At 69.9% G+C, this 20,890-nt stretch carries 17 protein-coding genes; 1 reads left to right on the top strand and 16 read right to left on the bottom strand.

Going from position 1 to position 20,890, the window contains the following annotated elements:
- Positions 1-56 precede the first annotated feature (56 nt).
- The 11 genes from ABFS34_00255 to ABFS34_00205 form a co-directional block, all read right to left on the bottom strand.
- Positions 57-1,064 (bottom strand): Gfo/Idh/MocA family oxidoreductase, encoded by a 1,008-nt coding sequence (locus tag ABFS34_00255; GenBank protein ID MEN8373859.1) that lies wholly within the window; start codon positions 1,062-1,064, stop codon positions 57-59.
- A complete protein-coding gene (locus ABFS34_00250; protein ID MEN8373858.1) occupies positions 1,061-1,792 on the bottom strand; it encodes an outer membrane beta-barrel protein in 732 nt (243 codons plus the stop codon). Before ABFS34_00250 ends, ABFS34_00255 begins: the two co-directional genes overlap by 4 nt.
- Before the next feature lie 13 nt (positions 1,793-1,805).
- On the bottom strand, positions 1,806-3,083 hold the full coding sequence (locus ABFS34_00245; protein ID MEN8373857.1) for a SpoIID/LytB domain-containing protein: 1,278 nt from the start codon (positions 3,081-3,083) through the stop codon (positions 1,806-1,808).
- Between the two features lie 173 nt (positions 3,084-3,256).
- Complete coding sequence (gene hemL, locus ABFS34_00240; protein ID MEN8373856.1) at positions 3,257-4,552, bottom strand: glutamate-1-semialdehyde 2,1-aminomutase; 1,296 nt, start codon at positions 4,550-4,552, stop codon at positions 3,257-3,259.
- Complete coding sequence (locus ABFS34_00235; protein ID MEN8373855.1) at positions 4,549-6,126, bottom strand: radical SAM protein; 1,578 nt, start codon at positions 6,124-6,126, stop codon at positions 4,549-4,551. Before ABFS34_00235 ends, hemL begins: the two co-directional genes overlap by 4 nt.
- A gap of 67 nt (positions 6,127-6,193) precedes the next feature.
- Positions 6,194-7,069 carry an outer membrane lipoprotein carrier protein LolA gene (locus ABFS34_00230; GenBank protein ID MEN8373854.1) on the bottom strand — a complete coding sequence of 292 codons (876 nt, stop codon included), beginning with the start codon at positions 7,067-7,069 and terminating at the stop codon, positions 6,194-6,196.
- A 97-nt stretch (positions 7,070-7,166) separates the two neighbouring features.
- Positions 7,167-9,467: a DNA translocase FtsK gene (locus ABFS34_00225; protein ID MEN8373853.1), complete on the bottom strand. Its 2,301-nt coding sequence runs from the start codon at positions 9,465-9,467 to the stop codon at positions 7,167-7,169.
- Between the two features lie 19 nt (positions 9,468-9,486).
- Positions 9,487-10,860 carry an acetyl-CoA carboxylase biotin carboxylase subunit gene (gene accC / locus ABFS34_00220; protein MEN8373852.1) on the bottom strand — a complete coding sequence of 458 codons (1,374 nt, stop codon included), beginning with the start codon at positions 10,858-10,860 and terminating at the stop codon, positions 9,487-9,489.
- A 30-nt stretch (positions 10,861-10,890) separates the two neighbouring features.
- Positions 10,891-11,349, bottom strand: coding sequence for an acetyl-CoA carboxylase biotin carboxyl carrier protein (gene accB / locus ABFS34_00215; protein ID MEN8373851.1), 459 nt, complete (start codon positions 11,347-11,349; stop codon positions 10,891-10,893).
- Positions 11,350-11,354: 5 nt separating this feature from the next.
- Positions 11,355-11,828, bottom strand: a complete 474-nt coding sequence (aroQ, locus tag ABFS34_00210) for a type II 3-dehydroquinate dehydratase (protein MEN8373850.1) — start codon at positions 11,826-11,828, stop codon at positions 11,355-11,357.
- Entirely contained in the window at positions 11,825-13,747 is a 1,923-nt protein-coding gene (locus ABFS34_00205; protein MEN8373849.1) for a tetratricopeptide repeat protein, read from the bottom strand. The genes aroQ and ABFS34_00205 overlap by 4 nt, the downstream gene beginning before the upstream one ends.
- A gap of 320 nt (positions 13,748-14,067) precedes the next feature.
- Here ABFS34_00205 and ABFS34_00200 point away from each other — a divergent pair, with 320 nt between their 5' ends.
- The gene (locus ABFS34_00200) at positions 14,068-15,921 is read left to right on the top strand and encodes a peptidylprolyl isomerase (GenBank protein ID MEN8373848.1); all 1,854 of its coding nucleotides are present in this window, start codon (positions 14,068-14,070) and stop codon (positions 15,919-15,921) included.
- Positions 15,922-16,049: 128 nt separating this feature from the next.
- Here ABFS34_00200 and tatA read toward each other — a convergent pair whose 3' ends face one another.
- From tatA to ABFS34_00175, 5 genes are all read right to left on the bottom strand, one after another.
- Positions 16,050-16,343 (bottom strand): twin-arginine translocase TatA/TatE family subunit, encoded by a 294-nt coding sequence (gene tatA / locus ABFS34_00195; protein ID MEN8373847.1) that lies wholly within the window; start codon positions 16,341-16,343, stop codon positions 16,050-16,052.
- Positions 16,344-16,355: 12 nt separating this feature from the next.
- Positions 16,356-16,661, bottom strand: coding sequence for a hypothetical protein (locus tag ABFS34_00190; protein ID MEN8373846.1), 306 nt, complete (start codon positions 16,659-16,661; stop codon positions 16,356-16,358).
- Position 16,662: 1 nt separating this feature from the next.
- The gene (locus ABFS34_00185) at positions 16,663-17,649 is read right to left on the bottom strand and encodes a polyprenyl synthetase family protein (protein MEN8373845.1); all 987 of its coding nucleotides are present in this window, start codon (positions 17,647-17,649) and stop codon (positions 16,663-16,665) included.
- A gap of 65 nt (positions 17,650-17,714) precedes the next feature.
- Positions 17,715-19,931, bottom strand: a complete 2,217-nt coding sequence (locus ABFS34_00180) for a tetratricopeptide repeat protein (protein MEN8373844.1) — start codon at positions 19,929-19,931, stop codon at positions 17,715-17,717.
- Positions 19,932-19,938: 7 nt separating this feature from the next.
- The gene (locus ABFS34_00175; GenBank protein ID MEN8373843.1) at positions 19,939-20,883 is read right to left on the bottom strand and encodes a glutamate formiminotransferase; all 945 of its coding nucleotides are present in this window, start codon (positions 20,881-20,883) and stop codon (positions 19,939-19,941) included.
- Positions 20,884-20,890: the final 7 nt, after the last annotated feature.

The raw sequence follows: 20,890 nt of genomic DNA, 5'->3' as shown, positions 1-20,890 counted from the left end.
GAAAATAATCGAGGTGACGAAAGCCGACAACCGCCGGCCGACCGGGCGCGAGCGAATCAGCGCACGACTTCCGCCCCCTGCTCGATGGAGCGATACGCGCTGGCCATGACCTCCATCAACTCGATCTGCTCGCTCGGTGCCACGTACGCCCGATCCTCGTTCGCGGTCAGCACGAAGTCGGCGAGCATCTCGCGGTACGAACTCGTATACAGGTTGGTGCGGCCCGGCGCCACGTGCGGAGTGACGTCCAGCACGCCCTGCTCGACTTCCTTGTGCACGGAAAGCGGGGTCAGCGAAGCCGAACCCTGGGTGCCGAGCGCGTCCAGGTACTGTCGGTCTCGCCCTTCGAACAAGCTCCACGTCACGTTCAACGAAATGGCCGCGCCTCCCTGGCAGCGCATGAGCGCGGAGGCCGCGTCTTCGACCGTCGAGCCCGACGGCCGGTGCGCGTGCGCCACGACCCGCTCGACGCCCGGGTAGCCGAGCAGCCAGAGGGCGAGATCCAGCGCTTGTACCCCCAGATCCATGAGCGCGCCGCCCCCCGCCGACTCGGGATCGTGGCGCCAGGTGGGCCGCGCCGCCCGGGTCTTGCGCTTGAGAGAACCCACGCGGACGTGGAACACCTCTCCGAGCTCGCCACCCTTTATGAACGGCCTGAGCGCCCTGGCGTCCGGCCGATACCGGTTGTTCAATGCTACCATCAGGACCTTGCCGGCCTCTTCCGCCGCCTCCAGGACCCGCTTCGCCCCTTCTGCGCTGAGCGCGATGGGCTTCTCGACGAGAACGTGCTTGCCGGCACGTAGCGCGGCGATCGCGTGGTCCTCGTGCAGGTGGCTGGGGGTCGCCACGACCACGGCGTCCAGCCCCGCATCGCCCAGCAGATCCTCGTCCGAGGCGTGCGCCTCCGGCACGCCGAAGCGTTCGGCGAGCGTGCCGGCCTTGGCGGCATCGCGGTCCGCCACGCACGATACCTCGACCCCGCGCATGCGGGTCAGCGTGGGCAGGTGAACGACCTGAGAGATCCCCCCAGTGCCCAGGATTCCGACGCGGAACTTGCCGCTCATCGCGCCCGACGGGGTGCCGGCGGCGCCGGGGCACTCCCCACGACGGTCGGATCCCGACCGCGGAACATGAACTGCGCGCCCACCGCGAAGCCCCCGAAATTCAGATCGCTGAGCAGGTTCCAGCGCGCTTCCCCGTAGACGCGGAGGCGCTCCTGCAGCATGTACTCGACGCCCGCGACGGGCGACACGCCTGCCGCGAACGAGTCGAGCAGATCCTCTACGAAGGTCCCGTCGATCGCCGATCCCTTGCCGTTGAGGGAGTGCAGTCCGACCCCCACACCCAGGTACGTCAGTAGCGGCCACGGCGTGGTCCACACGTACTGGGCGTCCAGTCCGAACGCGAGGTCGCTCCACTCGATCCCGCCCAGATCGTCGGCGGTGACGACCACCCCTTCATCGCTGATGCTCGGCAACGCGCTGATCTGCGCCGCCAGCTCCTCCAGCTCGCTCCGTTCCAGGTCCGAGCTCCAGTAGTTGAGCGTCGGCACGATGCGCACCCCGGGTCCGAGATAGCCGAGATCGACCCGGAAGCCGAAGCTGTTGGTGCCCTCCACCTTGTCGGCCCAGTTGTATCCGCCGTGCACACCGATGCCGCGGAAGCTGAGGTTCTCGTAGTCGTACTCGGCCAGTCCTTGAGCCCCGGCCGAGCCCGCGCTCGCCAACGCCAGCGCAGCCACCATGGCCAGCGAGCGTCCCGTCGTCCGCGCCACTCTCCCCCTTGCCACCATGATCCCCTTCTCCTCAGTAGATCCGCTTGATGTCCGTACCCGGGTAGTAGGTCCCCAGGATCCTCTCGTAACCCTGCCCGAAACGCGCTCGCGCCATCGCGCCCACCTGACACATCCCGATCCCGTGGCCCCAGCCACCCCCGTGCACCTCCAGGTAGCGCTCGCCGCTCTCGCCTGCGCCCGTTTCCACGTCGAAAATGAGGGAGCTGTTGAGAATCCGGCCCGCCTCCGGACGCAGCGCCCAACGCACCGAATCCCCGTACACCGACGTGGTCCCCGCGTCTCCGGCTATCTGGAGCTCTGCGACACGCCCGGATCGAGTGCGGCCGCGGATGCGCATCTCGCGGAGCACGGTCCCCGGAGCCCAGCCGACGGTTTCCTCCAGGATCTCCCCCAACTCGCTCCAATTCCAGCGCTGGCTCCAGCGGAAGCGGTTCGAGCTCTCGCACCAGGCGGTTCCATCCTCGCGAAGATCCGACACGGAGCGCAGGTATGGAAGCGGACCGCGGCGCCAGACCTGGTCGATCGCGGCGGTCCTGCCACCGCACGTAGAGTGATAGAAGGCGAGGATCGCCTCGCCTTCGTACTCGACGATCTCGCCGCGCGTCTCCCGCACCGCCCGGGCAGCCACCGGGTCCTGCCCCTCCAAGCCTCGGTACACCTGATCGTTGGAGTTGGCCCAGTAGTCGAATCCGAGGCTCCTGCGCCTGCCGCGGTGGGCGATGGCGTACGTTCTCGCGGCGACGGCCTGGGCCTTCACCGCCTCGATCTCCTCGACGGGCCGGGCGCCGATTTCGTGCGGCACGACGCCCAGCAAATAGGTCTCGAGCGCCAGCGTGTTGACGACCGTGAGCCCGTCGGCCCCAACCCGGACCAGGAGGTCCCCGTCGTACGGCCTATCGTCCACGCGCAGAACGCCCCCGGAACCCGGCCGCAGACGCACCGCCTCACCCCGCGACCGGAGCCGCAGCCCGTCGGCGCAGCGCACGCTCACCGCGCCACCTTCGGCGGTCGCGACGCACGGCCCGGTGGCGCGCCGGTCGGACCCGGACCCGCTCGGTTCACCCAGAAGCATCGGGCCGCCGCTGGCGATGGTCACCTCAGCGGCGCCCGCCTTGAGGCCCACGGCGACCTGGGGCCCGGCCGCGTCGACGTCCGCTCCCACGTCGATGGGCGCCCTCGCTCCGGGGGCCGCGACCGTCGGCTCTCCGCGCTGCGCTCGCGGCCCCGCCGGCGAGCACGCCGAGGCCAGCAGCGCGACCGCGACCGCACCTAGTGTGCAACGGTACACTAGTGTGCCGGCGCGGAAGTCCCGTGTGCACCGAGGCGCGTGATTGCGCACGCGGGGCAAGGCGGAACGACGCGCCGTAGCCGTCGCTACGGCAAGGAGCTCCAACGCCGCATCCGCGGGATGCAGCGCGCGCCGAATGCCTGCGGGACTTCTGCAACGGTACACTAGCGCCCTCACGCTGCGGCCTCGGCGAAGGCCTCGCGCGCCACCTCGAGCGTGACGTCGATCTGCTCATCGGTGTGCGCGCGGCCCAGGAATCCGGCCTCGAACGGTGAGGGCGCGAAGAAGATCCCGCGCCGGAGACAGGCGTGGAAGAAGCGTCCGAACAGCGCCCGGTCCACCGCCCCGGCCGCCTCGAAGTCGCGCACCGGTCCGTCGGTCAGGTGGACCCCCCACATGCCGCCCAGCGCCCCACCCCACGCGGGGAGCCCGGCCCGCGCAGCGGCCTCCACCAGGCCCGCGACCAGACGTCGGCCCCGAGACTCCAGGTCGGCGTGCAGGCGGTCCCTGACGAGCGCGCGCAGCTGCGCCAGGCCCGCGGCCATCGCGAGCGGGTTGCCCGACAACGTGCCGGCCTGGTAGACGGGCCCCACCGGCGCGACCTGGTCCATGAGCTCCGCCGAGCCGCCGAAAGCCCCGACGGGAAGGCCTCCACCCACGACCTTCCCCAGCGTGGTGAGATCCGGCCGCACGCCGAAGCGCTCCTGGGCGCCGCCCAGCGCGACGCGGAACCCGGTCATCACCTCGTCGAAGATGAGCAGGGCCTCGTGATCGGAGCACGCCTCCCTCAGGCCCGGAAGGAATCCGTCCACGGGCGGAACGAAACCGGCGTTGCCCACCACGGGCTCGACGATGACGCAGGCTATGCGACCACCGAAGTCCCCGAAGGCGCGGCGTACTGCCTCCAGGTCGTTGAAGGGAACGGTGAGCGTCAGCTCCGCCAACGCGGCGGGCACACCCGGCGAGTCGGGCAGGCCGAGCGTCGCGACGCCGCTACCCGCCTGCACGAGAAAGGAGTCGCCGTGGCCGTGGTAGCACCCCGCGAACTTGAGCACCACGTCTCGACCGGTGACTCCTCGGGCCAACCGGAGCGCGGACATCGTAGCCTCGGTTCCGCTGCTGGTGAACCGGATCTTGTCGACGGAGGGCACGAGCTCGGTGACCAGCTCGGCCAACTCCACCTCGGCCGGGCAGGGCGCGCCGAAGCTCGTGCCCCTGGCGGCCGCCTCGCGCACCGCGTCGACCACCTCGGGCGCGGCGTGCCCGAGGATCAGGGCCCCCCAGCTCTGCACGTAGTCGATGTACTCGCGCCCTTCCACGTCTCGCAGCACCGACCCCTCACCCGCGGCGACGAAAAACGGCTCGCCGCCCACGCTGCGAAACGCCCGCACCGGCGAGTTCACGCCGCCGGGGATTCTTCGCACCGCTCGCTCGAACAGGTCCGCGCTCGACGCGTGGTCGGGTTTCATGCTGGCTCCGCCGAGAGATCGTGTTCGTCCGCGCCGGTCACGCGGACGCTCACAAAGTCGCCGGGCCGGGCGGCGGTCTCGCCCCCGACGTAGACCACCCCATCGACCTCCGGCGCCTGCGCGGCCAGTCGGCCGATGGCGTGAGTTCCGGTAGCGGCATCGGCGGCCTCGTCGATGAGCACCGTGCGCGCCGCGCCCACCCGCTCGAGGTTACGCTCGTGGGTGATGCCACGCTGCACGTCCAGAACCCGCTCCATGCGCTCGCGCACCTGGGCGTCCGGCACGCGGCCGGGCATGCTCGCGGCGGGAGTGCCCTCCTCCGCCGAGTACGCGAAGGCCCCCAGGTAATCAAAGCGGATCTCTTCGAGCAGCTCGACGAGCCGATCCACGTCCTGGTCCGTCTCGCCCGGGAACCCGAGGATCACGGTAGTGCGCAAGGAAAGGTCGTCGATCGCGTCGCGCAGCCAACCGACCCGCTCCCGGATCACCTCGCGGCGCTCGGGTCGACGCATCAGCGCCAGCATGCGGTCGGACGCGTGCTGCAGAGGCATGTCCAGATACGGCAGGATACGCCGCGACCCGGCGATGAGCTCCACCAGCTCCGGGGTGATTCCCGACGGGTACATGTAGAACAGCCGCAGCCAGGGAATAGACGTCTCGGCAACGAGTCGCTCTAGCAGGTGCGGAAGCAGGCCGTGCCGGGGCAGCGGCCCCTCGGGCAGGTCCATGGGGAGCGCCGCCGAAGCGGGCGTCGGGGCGGCGTGGGAACCCGCCATGCCGGCGAACGATCTGCCCACGTACAGCGGCGAGATCCCGTCCCCGGAGGCGGCACCTGCGGCCGCAGTGCCAGCGGGGCGCGGCCCGCGTTCCGCTCCTGCCGCGGCGCGCACCCAGTCGCGGCCGTACCAGGTGGTGTCCTGGCTCACGATGGACAACTCGACGACGCCGCGCGCCTCGAGCTCCCGCGCTTCCGCCAACAGGAGGGACATCGGCGTCGACCGATGGCGCCCCCGCATCATGGGGATCGCGCAGAACGCACACGCGTGGTCACAGCCCTCGCTGATCTTCAGGTGGGCGGTGTGGGTCGCCGGCGCGGCCAGGGCGCGCAGCGGCCGCTCCATGGTCGGCACGGCCGGCGCTTCGGGCAGTAGCCCCCTGCCGCGCAATTGGGGGACGAGGTCGCCCAGTTCGGTCAGCCCGAGGAAGAGGTCTACCTCCGGTATCTCGGACTTCAGCTCGGCGCCGTAGCGCTGCACCATGCAGCCCAGCGCCACCACCGCGCCGACGTGGCCTTCCTCCTTGAGCCGCACCGCCTCCAGGATCGTGTCGACCGACTCCTCACGCGCGGCATCTATGAACCCGCACGTATTGACGATCAACACGTCCGCCCCCTCCGACCCGGCCCTGACCCGTGCGCCGGCACCCGCCAGCGTGCCCATCAGTCGCTCGCTGTCGACCGTGTTCTTGTCGCAGCCCAGCGTGACGACGCCGACCACCGGCGCGTCGAGCCTAGCGTTCGCGCCTCCTTCCCGCCCGCGCACCCGCGCGGCCGCGGGGACTCGGTCGCCGGCCATGACCGGTAGCGACGGACGTCGTCCGGCCGCGCCCCTCGCTTCAGCCCCCGCCCCGGCCGCCACGACGTCAGCCCCGGTCCACGATCCGCACGCCCTCGGGCGGCGTGAATCGGAACAAGGAATCCGGCAGCGACGGATTCACGCGCAGATCGGACAGCTCGAAGTGCCGCTTGAGTCCGTTGGTCTCGGTGATCTCGAAGCGGCGAGCCAGCCCGTCTTCCCGGTCGATCCAGGCCCGTAACGACCGGTAGGTGGCGGCCCCTGCGTGGGGCTCCAGCCGCAGTATGTCGGCTTCCCTTCCCGCGACGACTTCGCTCCCCTCGAGCGTAGCATCGAACCTCTCCGCGGGGTCGCCTATGAACTGACTGCGCAGGTCGGTCGCTCCCGCGCCTCCGGCCGAGGGCAGGCGCAGCACCTGGAGCGAATCGACGCTGGGGTAGAACACCCACAGGTGCGCTCCGTCGCTCACGATCACGTCCCCCGCGGGGTCGTCGAACCGCATCAGAAACAGGTCGGGCTGCCGCTGGTAGATGGTGCCTCGGCTGCGGATGATCCGACCGAGGATCGGGTTGCGAGCCTCCTGGCGGAAATCCGCTCGCACCGCCGTGAGCGCCTCGTAGGCCTCGCTGGCTCTGTCCAGCACCACGTGCGGGTCGCCTGCCTGGCCCGTCGCCGGCTGCGGATCGGGTTGAACCTCGGTTCGCGAGGTGTCTTGGGGCGTGGTCGCGGGCGCTGCGGAATCGGCCTCGGCAGCCGGGATCGATCCGCCCGGCGTTTCGCCTTCCCCAACCGCGGCGGGATCGGCCGGCGCCTGAACAGAATCCGGATCGGGCGTCGCCGCCGTCGCCCCGCGCACGTCTTCAGCGGCCGCGGAGGCGTCTGGGTCGGTCCGGCCGCACGCGAGCAGAGCCACGAACGCCAGGATGGGGAGGATCCGGTTCATCGATGTCGGGAGGTGGAAGGCCGCGCGGCCAAGTACCGGGCGATCGGGGCGATCGTACACGTTGCCCGGAACCGCGTTCCGCGCGCGGACGCGCGCTTCAGGCTTCGAGCTTCGGCTCGACCGGCGCTCCGCCCTGGGCTTCCTTGCAGATGCGGTCGATAGCGTCCAGACCCACCAACACCTCCCGCGGCTTCGAACCGTCCGGCGGACCCAGCACGCCCGCGGCGTGGAGCTGGTCCACGATGCGCGCGGCGCGGCCGTATCCCACGCGGAGCCGGCGCTGCAGAAGTGAGGTGGAGCCCTGCTCGTACTGGGCGCAGACCTCGGCCGCGGCTCGGAACAGGGGATCGCGCTCCTCCATGCGCGCCTCCGACAGCTCCTCCGCGGCGGCTTCCACCTCGCGCGCGCGGACGACCTCCAGAATGTCCTCTTCCTTGGCCTCCGGGGGCACCTCGTGCGCCCGCTCGCGATACCAACTCACCAGTCGATCCGTGTCCTCGGTGGGCATGTAAGCACCCTGAATGCGTACCGGATCGGCATGGCCCGGCGGCAGAAACAGCATGTCGCCGTTCCCGAGCAAGGCGTCGGCGCCGTTCTGATCGATGATCGTGCGCGAATCCACCTTGGAGCTCACCCGGAAGGCGATCCTGCAAGGAAAGTTGGCCTTGATCAGTCCGGTGATGACGTTCACGCTCGGACGCTGGGTGGCGACCACCAGGTGGATGCCGATCGCGCGCGCCTTCTGCGCGAGCTGCGCGAGCGGCCGCTCGATCTCGTTCTGTACCGACATCATGAGGTCCGCCAGCTCGTCGACCACGACCACCACGTAGGGCAACGGACCGTCCTCGTAGAACCAGCGGTCCGGATCGCCCTCGGGCCCGTCGGGCTCGACCCGCCTGAGCGTCTGCCCGCCTTCGAGGCGACGGTTGAATTCCGCTATCGACCGGGCCCCGTTCTCGGACAGCAGTTGGTAGCGACGCTCCATCTCGTACACGGCCCACTTGAGCACGAAGGCCGCGTCCTTGGGGTCGGTAACGACCGGATGCCGCAGGTGCGGCAGCTCCGCGTACATGCTCAGCTCGACCATCTTCGGGTCGATCAGCAGCAGCCGCAGGCTCTCGGGCCCGTGCCGGTACACCAGGCTGGTGATCAGCGTGTTCACGCACACCGACTTGCCCGATCCGGTCGCGCCCGCGATCAGCAGGTGCGGCATGCGCGCCAGATCGGCCACGTACGGGGTGCCCTCCAGGTCCCTGCCGAGAGCCAGCGGCAGAGCGCCACGGCCGCGCGAAAAGGGCTTGGATCGAAGGATGTCACGGAGGTAGACCACCTCGGGCACCGGGTTGGGGACCTCCACGCCCACGGCGCCCTTGCCCGGAATGGGCGCCACTATACGCACGCTTGGCGCCCGCAGGGCCAGCGCGAGGTCGGCGTCCAGGTTGGCGATGCGCGCCACCTTCACGCCCGGCGCCGGCACTACCTCGTATTGCGTGACGACGGGCCCCGTGGTCCGCCCGGATATCCGCCCTTCCACGCGAAAGGTCTGCAGCGTATCCACGAGGATCTGACCGAGGCGGTCGAGCTCCGACTCACTCAGCGACTCGTCACGCGGCGGTTGAGGGGTGAGGAGGTCCAGCGGAGGACTCGGCTCCACCTGGCCGGTCGACGACGACGCCTTCGCCGGGCGAGCTTTGGACGCATTCGCGGGGGCGGTGGGCTCGGGATCGAGCACGAGGATCGGTTCGGGGTCCAGATGGGGATCCAGATCCCCCTCGCCCGCCTCGATCGCGGCCCACGGTGACGGCTCCGGTCGCTCGCGGCGCGCCGCCCAGCGGGCGCGCAGGCGCTCCGCTCCAGACCGCAGGGCCGCCGCGGACCGCGCGGCCGCGCTGAGGGTGCCCCTGGCCAGCGGCCGGGCCGGGTTCCAGCCCAGGGTCGCCACGAACAGCGCGAGGGCCAGGAACAGCAGCGCCACGCCCGCACCGAAGACACCCAGGATCGCCACCAGCGCCGCCGCGGCCGCCGCGCCCACGTATCCGCCGGGGGCGGCGGCCGCGACGACAGGTCGGGCGCCCGACGCGAACGCTCCCAGGCCCTGGGCCATGGGAAGCAGCAACGCCAGCCCGCCCGCGAGGGCGCCGTAGCGGATCGCGGATTCGCGATCCAGCCAGCCGAACCCGTACGCTCCGCCGATCGCCGCGCCGATCGGCAGCAGGTACGCGCCCGCGCCCAGCGACCCGCGCGCCGCGCGCGCGAGCAGGCCCCCGAAGGCTCCCATGAGATTGGCATCGGGTGCCAGTCCCAGAGCACTCGCGGGGACGAGGGCCAGCAGGAGGACGAGGGTCAGCGCGAAGAGCGCGAGCCCCGCCAGTTCGAGCCTCTGTTCGCTGTCGAGCATGAGGTGCCTCCCCGCCTCCCTACCCTGCCGCCGGCCCGCCGGCGGCGCCCGACGACGCCATCAGCCGCTCCAGCCACTTCGTATCGAAGTCGCCCGCCACGAAGTCCGGGTGCCGCATGAGCTCACCCAGAAACGGTATCGTCGTGTCGATCCCCTGGATAATGAAGGATTCCAGCGCGAAGCGCATCCGCGCGATGGCTTCAGCCCGGTCCTCCCCGTGCACGATGACCTTCGCGATCAGCGAGTCGTAGTGCGGCGGCACCAGGTAGCCGCCGTACGCGTGGGTGTCCAACCGCACGCCCATTCCGCCGGGCGGATGCATGGCCTCGATCACGCCCGGGCTGGGAGCGAAGTTGCGCGCCGGGTCCTCCGCGTTGATGCGGCATTCGATGGCGTGGCCGCGCAGCTCGATGGACTTATCCTCCATGGTCAACTGCTCGCCGGCCGCAACGCGGATCATCTCCTTGATCAGGTCGTACCCCGTGACCATCTCGGTCACCGGGTGCTCGACCTGGATGCGCGTGTTCATTTCCATGAAGTAGAACTCTCCCGAGTCGGTCAGGAGGAACTCCATGGTCCCGGCCGACACGTAGCCGATGGCCCGCGCACCGGCGACGGCCGCGCTCCCCATGCGCTCGCGCAGTTCGGGCGTCAGCGCCACGCTGGGCGATTCCTCTATCAGCTTCTGGTGACGCCGCTGGATGGAGCACTCGCGCTCGCCCAGGTGCAGCACGCGCCCGTGGCTGTCGCCAATCAGTTGGAACTCGATGTGCCGCGGCCGGCTCAGGTATTTCTCGACGTACACCGAGCTGTCGTTGAAGGAGGCTTCCGCCTCGGCCCGGGCCATCTGCAGCTGCCCGGCGAAGGACGCCTCGTCCTCCACCACGCGCATGCCCTTCCCTCCGCCCCCCGCGGCCGCCTTGACGATCACCGGGAAACCGATCTCGCGAGCCACCTCGAGGGCCTCAGCGGCGTCTTCGATCGTGTCCTCGGTGCCGGGCACGGTCGGGACCCCCGCTGCGGCCATGGCTCGGCGGGCCGCGGCCTTGTCCCCCATGGCCCGAATGTGTTCGGCGCGCGGTCCGATGAAGGTGATGTCGGACCGATCGCAGATCTCGGCGAACTCCGCGTTTTCGGCGAGGAAGCCGTAGCCGGGGTGGATCGCCTCCGCTCCCGTCACCTCCGCGGCGGCGATGATCCGCGGAACGTTGAGGTAGCTCTCTCTCGCCGACGCCGGCCCGACGCACACGTCTTCGTCCGCGAACCGGACGTGGAGCGACTCGCGGTCGGCCTCGCTGTAGACGGCTACCGTGCGTAAGCCCAACTCGCGGCACGCCCGAATGATCCGCAGGGCGATTTCTCCGCGGTTGGCGATCAGGACTTTTGAGAACATTGGTGCCGGCGCCTCAATGACCGCCGGTGATCACGCAGCTTCGATCCGGAAGAGCGCCTGGCCGTATTCGACCGGGTCTCCGTTCTGGACGAGGATCTCCTTCACCACTCCGTCCAGCTCGGCCTCCATTTCGTTCATCAGCTTCATCGCCTCCAGGATACAGAGTGTCTGACCCTTGGAGACTCGGGTGCCGACGTCGACGTATGGCGGTGCCTCGGGGGCCGGCGCGCGGTAGAAGGTGCCCACCATGGGCGAGTGCACCTCGACCCAACCGGGATCGGACGCCCCATCCCCGTTCGTGGCTTCGGAGGCCGCGGGTGTCGGTTCCGCGGCCGGTGCCGCGACCGCGATGTGCTGCGCCGCAGGCACCGCCGCCGGCGGCGGCGTCTTGCCAATGCGGATCCTCGTGCCGGCCCGCGTTATCTCGATCGAATCTATGCCGCTCTCGTCCACGGCCTCGATGAGGCCGCGCAGGAACTCGAGATCCAGCATGCTCATCCTCCCCCCGGCATCGGCCCCGCTGGGCCGGACGTCGATTCGCGCAGGTAGTCGATCAGCGCGCGGAGACCAAGCTCGTAGCTGCGCGCGCCGAATCCGGCGATCACGCCCACCGCGTGTTCGGCCAGAACGGAATGTCGGCGTACTTCTGCGCGCGCCAGAGTATTCGTCAGGTGTACCTCCACGAACGGCCGGCCAACGCCCCTCAGGGCGTCCAGCAGCGCTACGCTCGTGTGTGTGTAGGCGCCGGCGTTCACCACGAAGCCCGCGCTCTCGGGTCCCGCGCCGTGCACCCAGTCCAGCAACTCGCCCTCGTGATTCGACTGGAACGCGAGAACCTCGACGCCCAGGTCGCCGCCGAGGCGCGCGACCCTCTCGTCGATCTCGGCCAACGTCACCGTCCCGTACAAGGTCGGCTCGCGCGTTCCCAGGAGGTTGAGATTCGGGCCGTGAAGCACGCCAATCTTCACTTCTTGAGACTCCGCAGCCAGGATCGGAAAACCTCCACCTCTTCGTCGTCTTCCGATCCGGCGCTTTCGGCTGCCTCGTCGGCCGTCGGTTCGACCGAGGCGTCCAGCAGCGAGCGCGCTATCTCGCCGATCTCGCCGTCCTCCTCTTGCGGCGAGCCCGTGTCCGCCGGGCCGGAAGATCGCACCAGGTCCGCCTCCCCCAATTCCAGGATCGAGTCCCCGCCGGCGATGTCGAGGGAGGACGGGCTGTCCGCCCACGGCTCCGCATCCAGGTCGACCGGCGCCAGGGTAGCGGGTCCGCGCGCCGCCGAGGCGTCGGCCGGCGGTGGCCGCACCTCCTCCACAGCCGGCGCGCGCTCGGCCTCCGCTACTGGCGCGGGCGCGTCTGCCTCCGGCGCACCCTGCGCGGGCTTCGACCACGCTATCAGGCCGCGCAGCTCGTCGCGGATCCTGACCTCCTCCGTCCCGAGCGCACCCGCCAGCGCCGCGGACAGCGCTGCTTCCTCCAGCGGTGCGTCTTCGCCAGGCTCCTCCGGCTCGCCACCCTCGGCCTCCGCCGCCTGTGGCGTCTCGTCCACGCCGCCAGCGACCTCCGCGGCCAGATCGGGGCCGTTCCCGTCGACTTCGAACGCCGTGCCGCCGAAGTCCTCCCCGGTCCAGAGGGCGCCGGGCTCTCCGCCTTCGTCGGCCGTGGCGTCCACAGCGATGCCGTCGACCGGGTCCGGCTCCGCGCTGGGCGCGTCCTCGTCGCCCAAGGCGCCCGGCTCGACCCAGGCGGCCCCCAGCTCGGTCTCCTCGTCCAGCCCGTACGCGTGAGGATCGGCGAACGTCGGTTCGTCAAGCCTGTCGTCCGGGGCGTCTTCGGGGGTCTCCAGTTCGACCCGGTCGGTGGCCGCCTCGGACTCGGCAACGCCGACCTCGAACTCTGCGCCGACGTCGACCTCTGCGTCCTCGGCCGACACGGCCTCGACCTCCTGCGGGCCCGCCGCCAACTCCACGTCCGGCGCAGCGGTCTGCCTGTGGATCTCGCCCCACTCGGGACGCACCGGCTCCGAGGCGCCGCCCACGACCCTCGCCTCCGCCTCGTACAGCTTGGCCTGCAGCCTGGCGTCCATCGGCGAGCGTTCGAGCAGCCGGCGGTAGACAGCGGCGGCCCTGGCGTGGAGTCCCTGGGCGGCGTAGAGATCGGCCAGCGTCTCCGTCTCGACGCCACTCAGTTCCTGTCCCTCGCCGCCCGCGGCGTCAGGGTCCGCGAGGTCGGGCCAGGCGGCGCTTATCGGTTCCGGATCGAGCGTCGGCGCCTCCAGCGTCGAATCGTCGACGGTAAGGCTCAGGTCGGCCTCGTCCAGATCGACCAGCGAGAGCCCCTCGCCGGGCGCGTCCAGGACTGATTCCGCCAGCGGCTCTTCTCGCGCGGCTTCCGGATCGCCCCAGCCGTCGAACGCGACCAGGTCGTCGATGGGTCCTTCGTCCACCTCCGCCGGCGTCGGCTCGTGCTCCACCTCGTCCGGCTGTTCGGAGAGCGCCGCGACTCTGGCGGCCGCTTGTTCGTCGCCGGGGTCCAGCGCCTGCAAGGCCACCCAATGCGGCAACGCCTCATCCGCGCGCCCATCCCGGTCAGCCGACTCGGCGAGTCTGCGCAGCGCGATCATGTTGTGGGGGTCGAGTTCGATGACCCGCTGGAAGGCGTCTCGCGCGCCGGTCTCGTCTCCCACATCCTCCAGCACCCTGCCGAGCACTACATGGGCACTGGGGTAATCGGGGTGGTCGCGCATGCCCGAGCGAAGAATCTCACGCGCGCGCTCGGGATCGCCCTTCTTGCGGTGGGCTTCAGCGAGGTGGGTAAAGACGCGACCACGCGGGTTCGCCGCGTACAACGCCTCCAGTCGCGCGATCTCGTCGTTTTTCGCTGCGGCCATGCCTCTCGCAGAATCGTAGACTACGGTAGCGGTACGGAGCGCAGCTCTCGCGGCGCTTCTGACCTGGTCGGACCGTTTCGGCCCGATGCCGCGTCTCCGTCCGGGCCCGGCGGACCGCGGCGCCCCGGCCTGTCGGCGGCGTGCCTCGGCCCGTGGACGAGGCGGGGGGGGAGCGACCGCCCAAGATAGACGGCGCCTCGACGGCATGTCAACGCACAACGCGCTACGGCTTGAACGTTGCTGTGAACCGATTTACAATTTGTGGCGTCGCCCCCTCAATGGGGTGTCGCCTGTCGCACCTTTCTGCAGGGAAGTTTCCGATGGTGATGAACAAGATGCGCGAGTGGACCAAGTGGATCATGGTCGTCACGGCCCTCGCGTTCGTGGCACTGATGGTGTTCGAGTGGGGCATGGACGCCAGCGGGCAAACCGCGGCCGGTCTGGGCGGCGGCGAGATGGGAAAGGTCAACGGCGACCCGATCTCCTACGAGGTGTGGATCCCGACGTATCAGCTTCTGTACGACCGCCGCCAGCAGGCTCAGGCGCGGCCTCTCACTTCGGCGCAGGCGCGCGAGATCGAAGACGAGACGTGGGAGCAGCTCATCTCGCAGGTGCTCATCAGGCAGGAGTTGCAGCGCCGAGACATCGACGTCAGCGCCGATGAGGTCCGGCAGGCGGCCAGGTTCGCGCCGCCGCCCGATTTCCGTACGAACGCGCTCTTCCAAACCGACGGGCGCTTCGACCTGACCAAGTATCACGACTACCTGTCCTCTCCGGCCGTGGACCCCCGGCTGCTCGCCCAGCTCGAGGCCTACTACCGAGACCGGATTCCTCAGTCCAAGCTCCTGCAGCAACTTTCCACGGGGGTTTTCCTCTCCGACGGCGAGCTGTGGACGGACTACCGCGACAGGAACGAGGCGGTACAGATCGAATACGTCCTGGTCGAGCCCGGGCGACTCGTGACCGGCGACCGCATCAACGTGACGGAGGACGACGTAGCCGAATACTACCGCGAGCACCGCGAGGACTTTCGGGAGGCGGCGTCGGCCGAGTTGCGCATAGCGTCGGTGGACAAGACGCCTGCGGCCGCGGACACGGCCGCGGCGTTGGCGCGCGCCCAGGCGGCGCGCCAGGAGATCGTGGACGGCGCCGACTTCGGGGAGGTAGCCACGCGCGAGTCTTCGGATGTCGTGTCCGCGCAGGCGGGCGGAAGCCTCGGTTCGTTCAACCGTGGAGACATGGCACCCGCGTTCGACGAGGCCGTCTTCGCACAGCCGGTGGGAGAGGTCGGCGAGCCCATCCTTTCCCGCTTCGGCTACCACGTGATCGAGGTCACCGAGCGCGACGGCGACGAGGCCAGCGCGCGGCACATCCTCGTCCCCATCGAGCTCGGCCCGGATGCGGAGGATCAGCTCCTCATCGTGGCCGATTCACTGGAGGAGTTGGGGGAAAACATGCCGCTCGACTCGGCCGCCGCGCGCCTGGGGCTGTCCGCGCGCACGGTGGTAATCGCCGCCGATCGCCCCACCGCACCGGGGTACGGGCCGTTGGACGAGGCAGCAGACTGGGTGTTCGTGGATCCGGAGAGCGACGAGATCCCGGTCAGCCCCGTGTTCGAGAACGACGGCATCTTCTACATGGTCGAGATATTGGACGAGCGCGAGGATGGCGTCAGGCCGCTGGACGATGTCGCCGACCGCATCAGGACCCAACTGGCCGCCGCGCAGAGGCTGGAGCTCGCTATGGCGGACGCCGCGCAGCTGGTCCAGCGGGCGCGCGACGCTGGCAGCCTCCAGGTTCTGGCGGATGACGACTACCAGATAGCGAGCGCGGGTCCCTTCACCCGCCTCGACTTCGTGTCGGGCCTGGGGCAGGCCACGCAGGCCATCGGCGGCGCCTTCGGACTCCAGGAAGGGGCGATAGGCGGTCCCTTCGAGACCGACGGCCGGCTCGCGCTGGTCCGGCTCGTTGCGCGCACGGAGGCCGATCGAGCCCAGTGGGAGTCCCAGAAGGATCTCCAGCGGGCCCGGGCGTCACAGATTCGCCGGCAAGGGATCGTAACCGCCTACCTCAACGACCTGCGCGATGAGGCCAGAATCGTGGACAATCGGGAGGCGGTCCTACGCCCCGCCGACACGGATCAGGGGATCCAGGGCGGTCTGTTCGGAAGCTAGTGTACCGTTGCACACTAGAGTTCGTCGCGAGCACGATGGCCCGGCGGTGCTGCTCCGGACCGATGGAAGAGGGGCCCGGCGGCATCGTGCCACCGGGCCCCTCGTCCTACCTGTCGGACCGAAGCTGACTAAGCGTCGGCCTCGGGACTCGTCGGCTCCGCGGCCTGCGGCTCGGCGGGACGGACCGGCTCCGAAGCCGCCGGGGGCGCGACCGAGGGTCGCACCTGATTGGGCTGAACCTCCCTACGCTCGGGCTCCGTGGCTTTCGCCACGTCCGCCTGAATCTCGGAAACGGAACTCTTGAACTCCCGAATGCCCTTGCCGAGAGACGCTCCGATTTCCGGCAATCGCTTGGCCCCGAACACGAGCAGTACGATCAGCAGAATGACGATCAGCTCGGTAGGGCCGAGACCGAATGGCATGATGGTCCTCCGTCAGTAAAGCCAGGAACGCGCCACCAGGGCCGCTCCCAGTACACCTACAAGGCTCAGAAGGTTGACGTTCAACGTCAAGGGGCCGAGCACCAGCGCGATCGCCCCGACGTCCACCCCGAGGGGCCCGAGAGACGCCGAGGCGGACGTCGTCAGCAACGTCCGGGTGGCGCTTTCGGGCATGAACAGCACAACGACGCGGGTGAGCAACGCCCCCACCACCAGCCCTGCCACGATCACCCAGAACGCGCGTCGGCCCGCCATGCGCCGCGGCGCGATCGCCGATCCGCCGATTCCCAGGCCGGCCACGTCAGGAACGCCTGCCGACGACGTAGGACACGGCCAGGCCGAGCGCCTCCGCCGGCGCTCCGGGCGGCACGTCGGCCAGCGAGGCGCTGGCCCTGCGACCGTATTCCTCGGCGCGCCTCTTCGCTCGATCGACGCCGCCCCTGGCGGTCACCAGTGAAATGACCTCTTCGATCCCGTCATCGGTGGGCTCGGGATCGGCGAAGAAGCCCTCGATCGTGTTCCGCTCGGCGTCGGACATCTCCGGCAACGCTTCGATCAGCGGGAGGGTGACCTTGTGCTCCCGGAGGTCGTGGCCGCTGGGCTTGCCGGTGGCCCTCTCCGTGGCGGTATAGTCGATCACGTCGTCCACGATCTGGAAAGCCATGCCCAGGTCGTGGCCGAACCGCCTCAGCGTTTCCCGGTTCGCGCCGCCACCGCACAGCGAACCCAGTTCGCAAGAGGCCGCGATCAACGAGGCCGTCTTGGCCGCGATCAACCGGTAGTAGGCTTCTTCGGACAGGTCCAGCGCGTCCGCCGAGTGCAGCGCCCGTAGCTCGCCAACGCTCATGCGGTTCGCGGCCCTCGCGAGCACCCCGATCCGCTCCATGTCGCCCAGATCGGACAGTTCGCTCACCGAACGGCTGTACAGGAAGTCGCCCATGATGATCGCCGTCCGATGATTCCAGAGCGCGTTGACCGTCGGCATGCCCCGACGCATGACGGAATGGTCGACGGCGTCGTCGTGAACCAGCGTGGCGAGGTGGACGAGTTCGACCAGCGCTGCGACCGTGCGGGCGTCGGCCAGATCTCCGCCCTCGGCCTGACTCGCGAGCAGAACGAGCGTCGGTCTGAAGAGCTTGCCCCGCTTCAGCAGGATGTAGTCCCCGACCTCGGACAGAGGCCGGTAGTCCGACACCGCGATGCGCCGCATCTCCCGCACGACGCTTTCGAGGACTTCCCGGACGGGGTCCTGAATCGCGGCCAGCCCCGACGGGACGGTCCTCAGCATCGGTTCCGAGCTTCTCCGTTGGGGATCGGAAAGGGCGGCCAAGTTACGCGCGGTGCCCGGGGCTGTCAAAGCCGCGCCAGCCTTTCGGATACGTCCTCGAAGTCGATGTCGAGTGACAGCACTCGCTCGTACGCATCGCGCGCGTCACCTGGCCTCCCCAACTCCTCGTAACAGCGGCCCAGGTGGTAGTTCACGCCGAGCAGCTCGGTGGGGTCCGAGGCCGGCTCGGCCGTCCCCTGACGCAGGAGTTTCTCAGCGATCGTGAAATCCCCCTTCTCCATGAAGCACTGGCCCAGTTCTTCGTACACCTTGAGCCGCACCGTCCCGAAGCGCAGCGCGGTCTGGAATTCGGCTATGGCCTCGTCCAGAAGCCCCATCTCCTTGAACGCGATGCCCAGGTCGTAATGGCTCGCGGTATCCTCCACCGCGACGTGCTCGGTGACCTTGGACCGGAACTGCGAGAGCATCTCGTGGAAGTCCTGGTCCTCGTCTCCGGACGGCGCTTCTTCCTCGACGACGAATCGCGTGGTGTCCTCGGCGTCCCCTCCCACGAGCTCCGCGAGGTCGACGTAGTCGCCTCCCTGCGCAGCGCCGTCCGGCGCCAGAGCGCCGCGCGCCTCGGCGTGACCCGGATCCAGATCGACCACGAGCTCGTAGTAGCCGCGCGCCGCTTCGGGGTCACCCGTCTCGTGCAGGCGGTCCGCGAGCGCCATGTAGGCCGGGATCAGCCGATCTCGATCGTTCGCCCGCTGGGCGGCTTCGGCGCGCAGTCGCAGGGCGCGCACGCTACGTGGGGCGAGCTCCACCATGAACTCCGCCAGCCGCAGCGCCTCGCGCGTGGCGTCCCGCTCCTCAGCCGCGCCCGCGGCGTGCTCCAGGATGTCGAGAGCGTCGTCCTCGCGGCCCTCTTCGATCAGGCCGCGGGCCCTGTCTTCGGGGGTTCTAGGAGCCAGGAACTCTTCGGGTACGGTGTCTGCGGCGTCCTCCGGCTCGTCCGTAAGCGTGGGCAGGCCGGCCAACGGATCGCTGTCCGCCTCGGCCGCGTAATCATCGTCGGACGCCGTTGCCCGTTCCAGCACGGCGTCGGCCGGGTCGGGCAGGTCGTCGACGATGATGGGGGTGCTGAAGCCCATGTCGTCGCGAGCGTCGGGCGCCTCGTAGGCCTCGGGCTCCACCGCATCTTCGGCGTCAGCGACTATCGGCACAGTATAGGCGTCGACCTCATCCGAGGCCGCGGGCGCATCCTCGTCGGCGACCCCGCCCACGGCCACGTCGGTCCACTCGGGCATCGCCATGGGCGGCTCGTCCCCCAGGAGCGGGAGCGGGCCGGCCTCCTCGACGTCGACAGGCTCGGCGACGGCAGGCTCGTACGTAGTCTCGAGCGGCTCACCGGGAGCGTCGTGGGACGGCGCGGCAAAGTCGCCGGCACCGTGCTCCTCCATGGTCTCCAGCGGCGAGGCCTCCAGGCCTGCCGCCACGTCCTCCGCCTCGGGGCCGCTCGACTCCAGCGCCAGGTCGGCGACGGCCGGTCCGTCCGATTCCTCCGGGACCGACTCCTCCACCTCGGACGTGTCCTGTGCGAGGTCGGCCTCGTACGGCCGCGCCAGAGCCTCCGGGTCCAGCGAAGACGGGTCGGCCGCCCATTCCTCCTGCTCACCCGGGACGGGTGCAGCAGCCGGCTCGAACGCCGGATTCAACTCGCGAGCCGTTTCGGCCACCTCCTCCGCCAGGTCCGGCTGTCCCGTGTCCAGGTAGCCACGGGCGGCCTGCCCGAACGCGCCCAGCGCCTCTTGCGAACGCTCCAGCGCGGCGTACTGCCGCCCCAGTTGCGCCCACACGTCGGCGTCCTGCGACAGCTCGGCGAACTCCTGCAGCGCGGCCAGCGACTGGTCCATCTGGCCCGCCCCGACCAGGCGCTCCGCGTACTCCAGGATCCACCGGCGCGCGTCCGTCAAAAAGCCTTGCTCGGCACAGAGCCGGCCGAGCTTCTCGTAGAGCGGGATCCGTTCCGGCTCGTAGCGAAGCGCCTTGTTGCAGAGCGCTATGGCGTTGTTCAAAAAACCCGCCTCGGCGTACTTGTCCGCGGCGTTGACGTAGTACTCGACCGCGGAGGCCGGCTCGCCGAGCCGCAGGTAGAGATCACCGATGCGATTGTACAGGCCGAGCTCGGCGTCTCCCGCCTCCTGCTCGAGCGCGCGCCGATAGAGCTCGATGGCCCGGCCCCAGTCCTCTTGCTGTTCGAAGCTCCTGGCCTCGTCCTTCAGCTTGATCGTGGAACTCATCCCTACCTCAGTGCGAGGGTTCCCCAGCCACCCAGCGTCGTGCGAGCCCCTGCAGCACGCGCGCCGAAAGCGCGCGCCCCGGCTCTACGTCTCCAAGTCCCAGTCGCTCGGCCGCCGCTCCCAGCAGCAAGCGATCCGGCAGCATCCCGATCACCTCGGCGGGACCCACCTCGCCGCCCGCCCCGGCGACCAATTCCTCGACCCGGCGGTAGACGTCCATCGGGTCCGTAGCCTCGAGATCCTCAATGTTCATCGACAACTGTACTGCGTCGCCTTTCTTCAGGGCGAATGCGAGCGCCCGGACCCCGGTGAAGCCGCCCCCGCTCTCGCGGATAGAACCCGCGACGGCGGCGGCCTCGGGGAGCCCGACGCCCCGCAACTCCACGTTCCACGCCAGCAGAAGCGGGCGCGCACCCACGCACACAACCCCGGCGCTCGGATGCGCACCCGCGCGCCCCGTTACGGCTGGCGCGACATCCGGGACGCGACCCGCCGGCCAGCCCGCCGCGAGCGCCTCGAAGCCACCGCGCCGCAGCTCCGCGAGCCGCCGCCCCGGGGGCCGCGAAGCCTCCGCGTAATAGTAGACCGGGAGTGCGAACTCCCGAGCCAGCGCTTCCCCCACCCGCCACGCGAGGCGACGGGCGTCGTCCATGGTGGCGCCCAGGATCGGGACGAAAGGCAGTACGTCGAGCGCCCCCACCCGCGGGTGGACTCCCTCGTGTCGCTTGAGGTCGATCCGCTCGACGGCGACCCCGGCCAACGCGAGGGCCGCCGTCGCGAGCGTATCGGGCGCCCCGAGCAGCGTCAGGACCGAACGATTGTGATCCGCGTCGGCCGACCAGTCGAGGACCTCCGCCCCGGCGTCCAGCACCGCCTCCACCGCAGCCTCCACCACCGACAAGTCCCTGCCTTCGCTGAGGTTCGGGACCGCCTCCATGAGCCGGCGGGGCATGGCACCC

It is taken from the genome of Gemmatimonadota bacterium (assembly GCA_039715185.1).
GTDB lineage: Bacteria > Gemmatimonadota > Gemmatimonadetes > Longimicrobiales > RSA9 > DATHRK01.
This window is presented reverse-complemented; position numbering and strand designations above follow the sequence as displayed.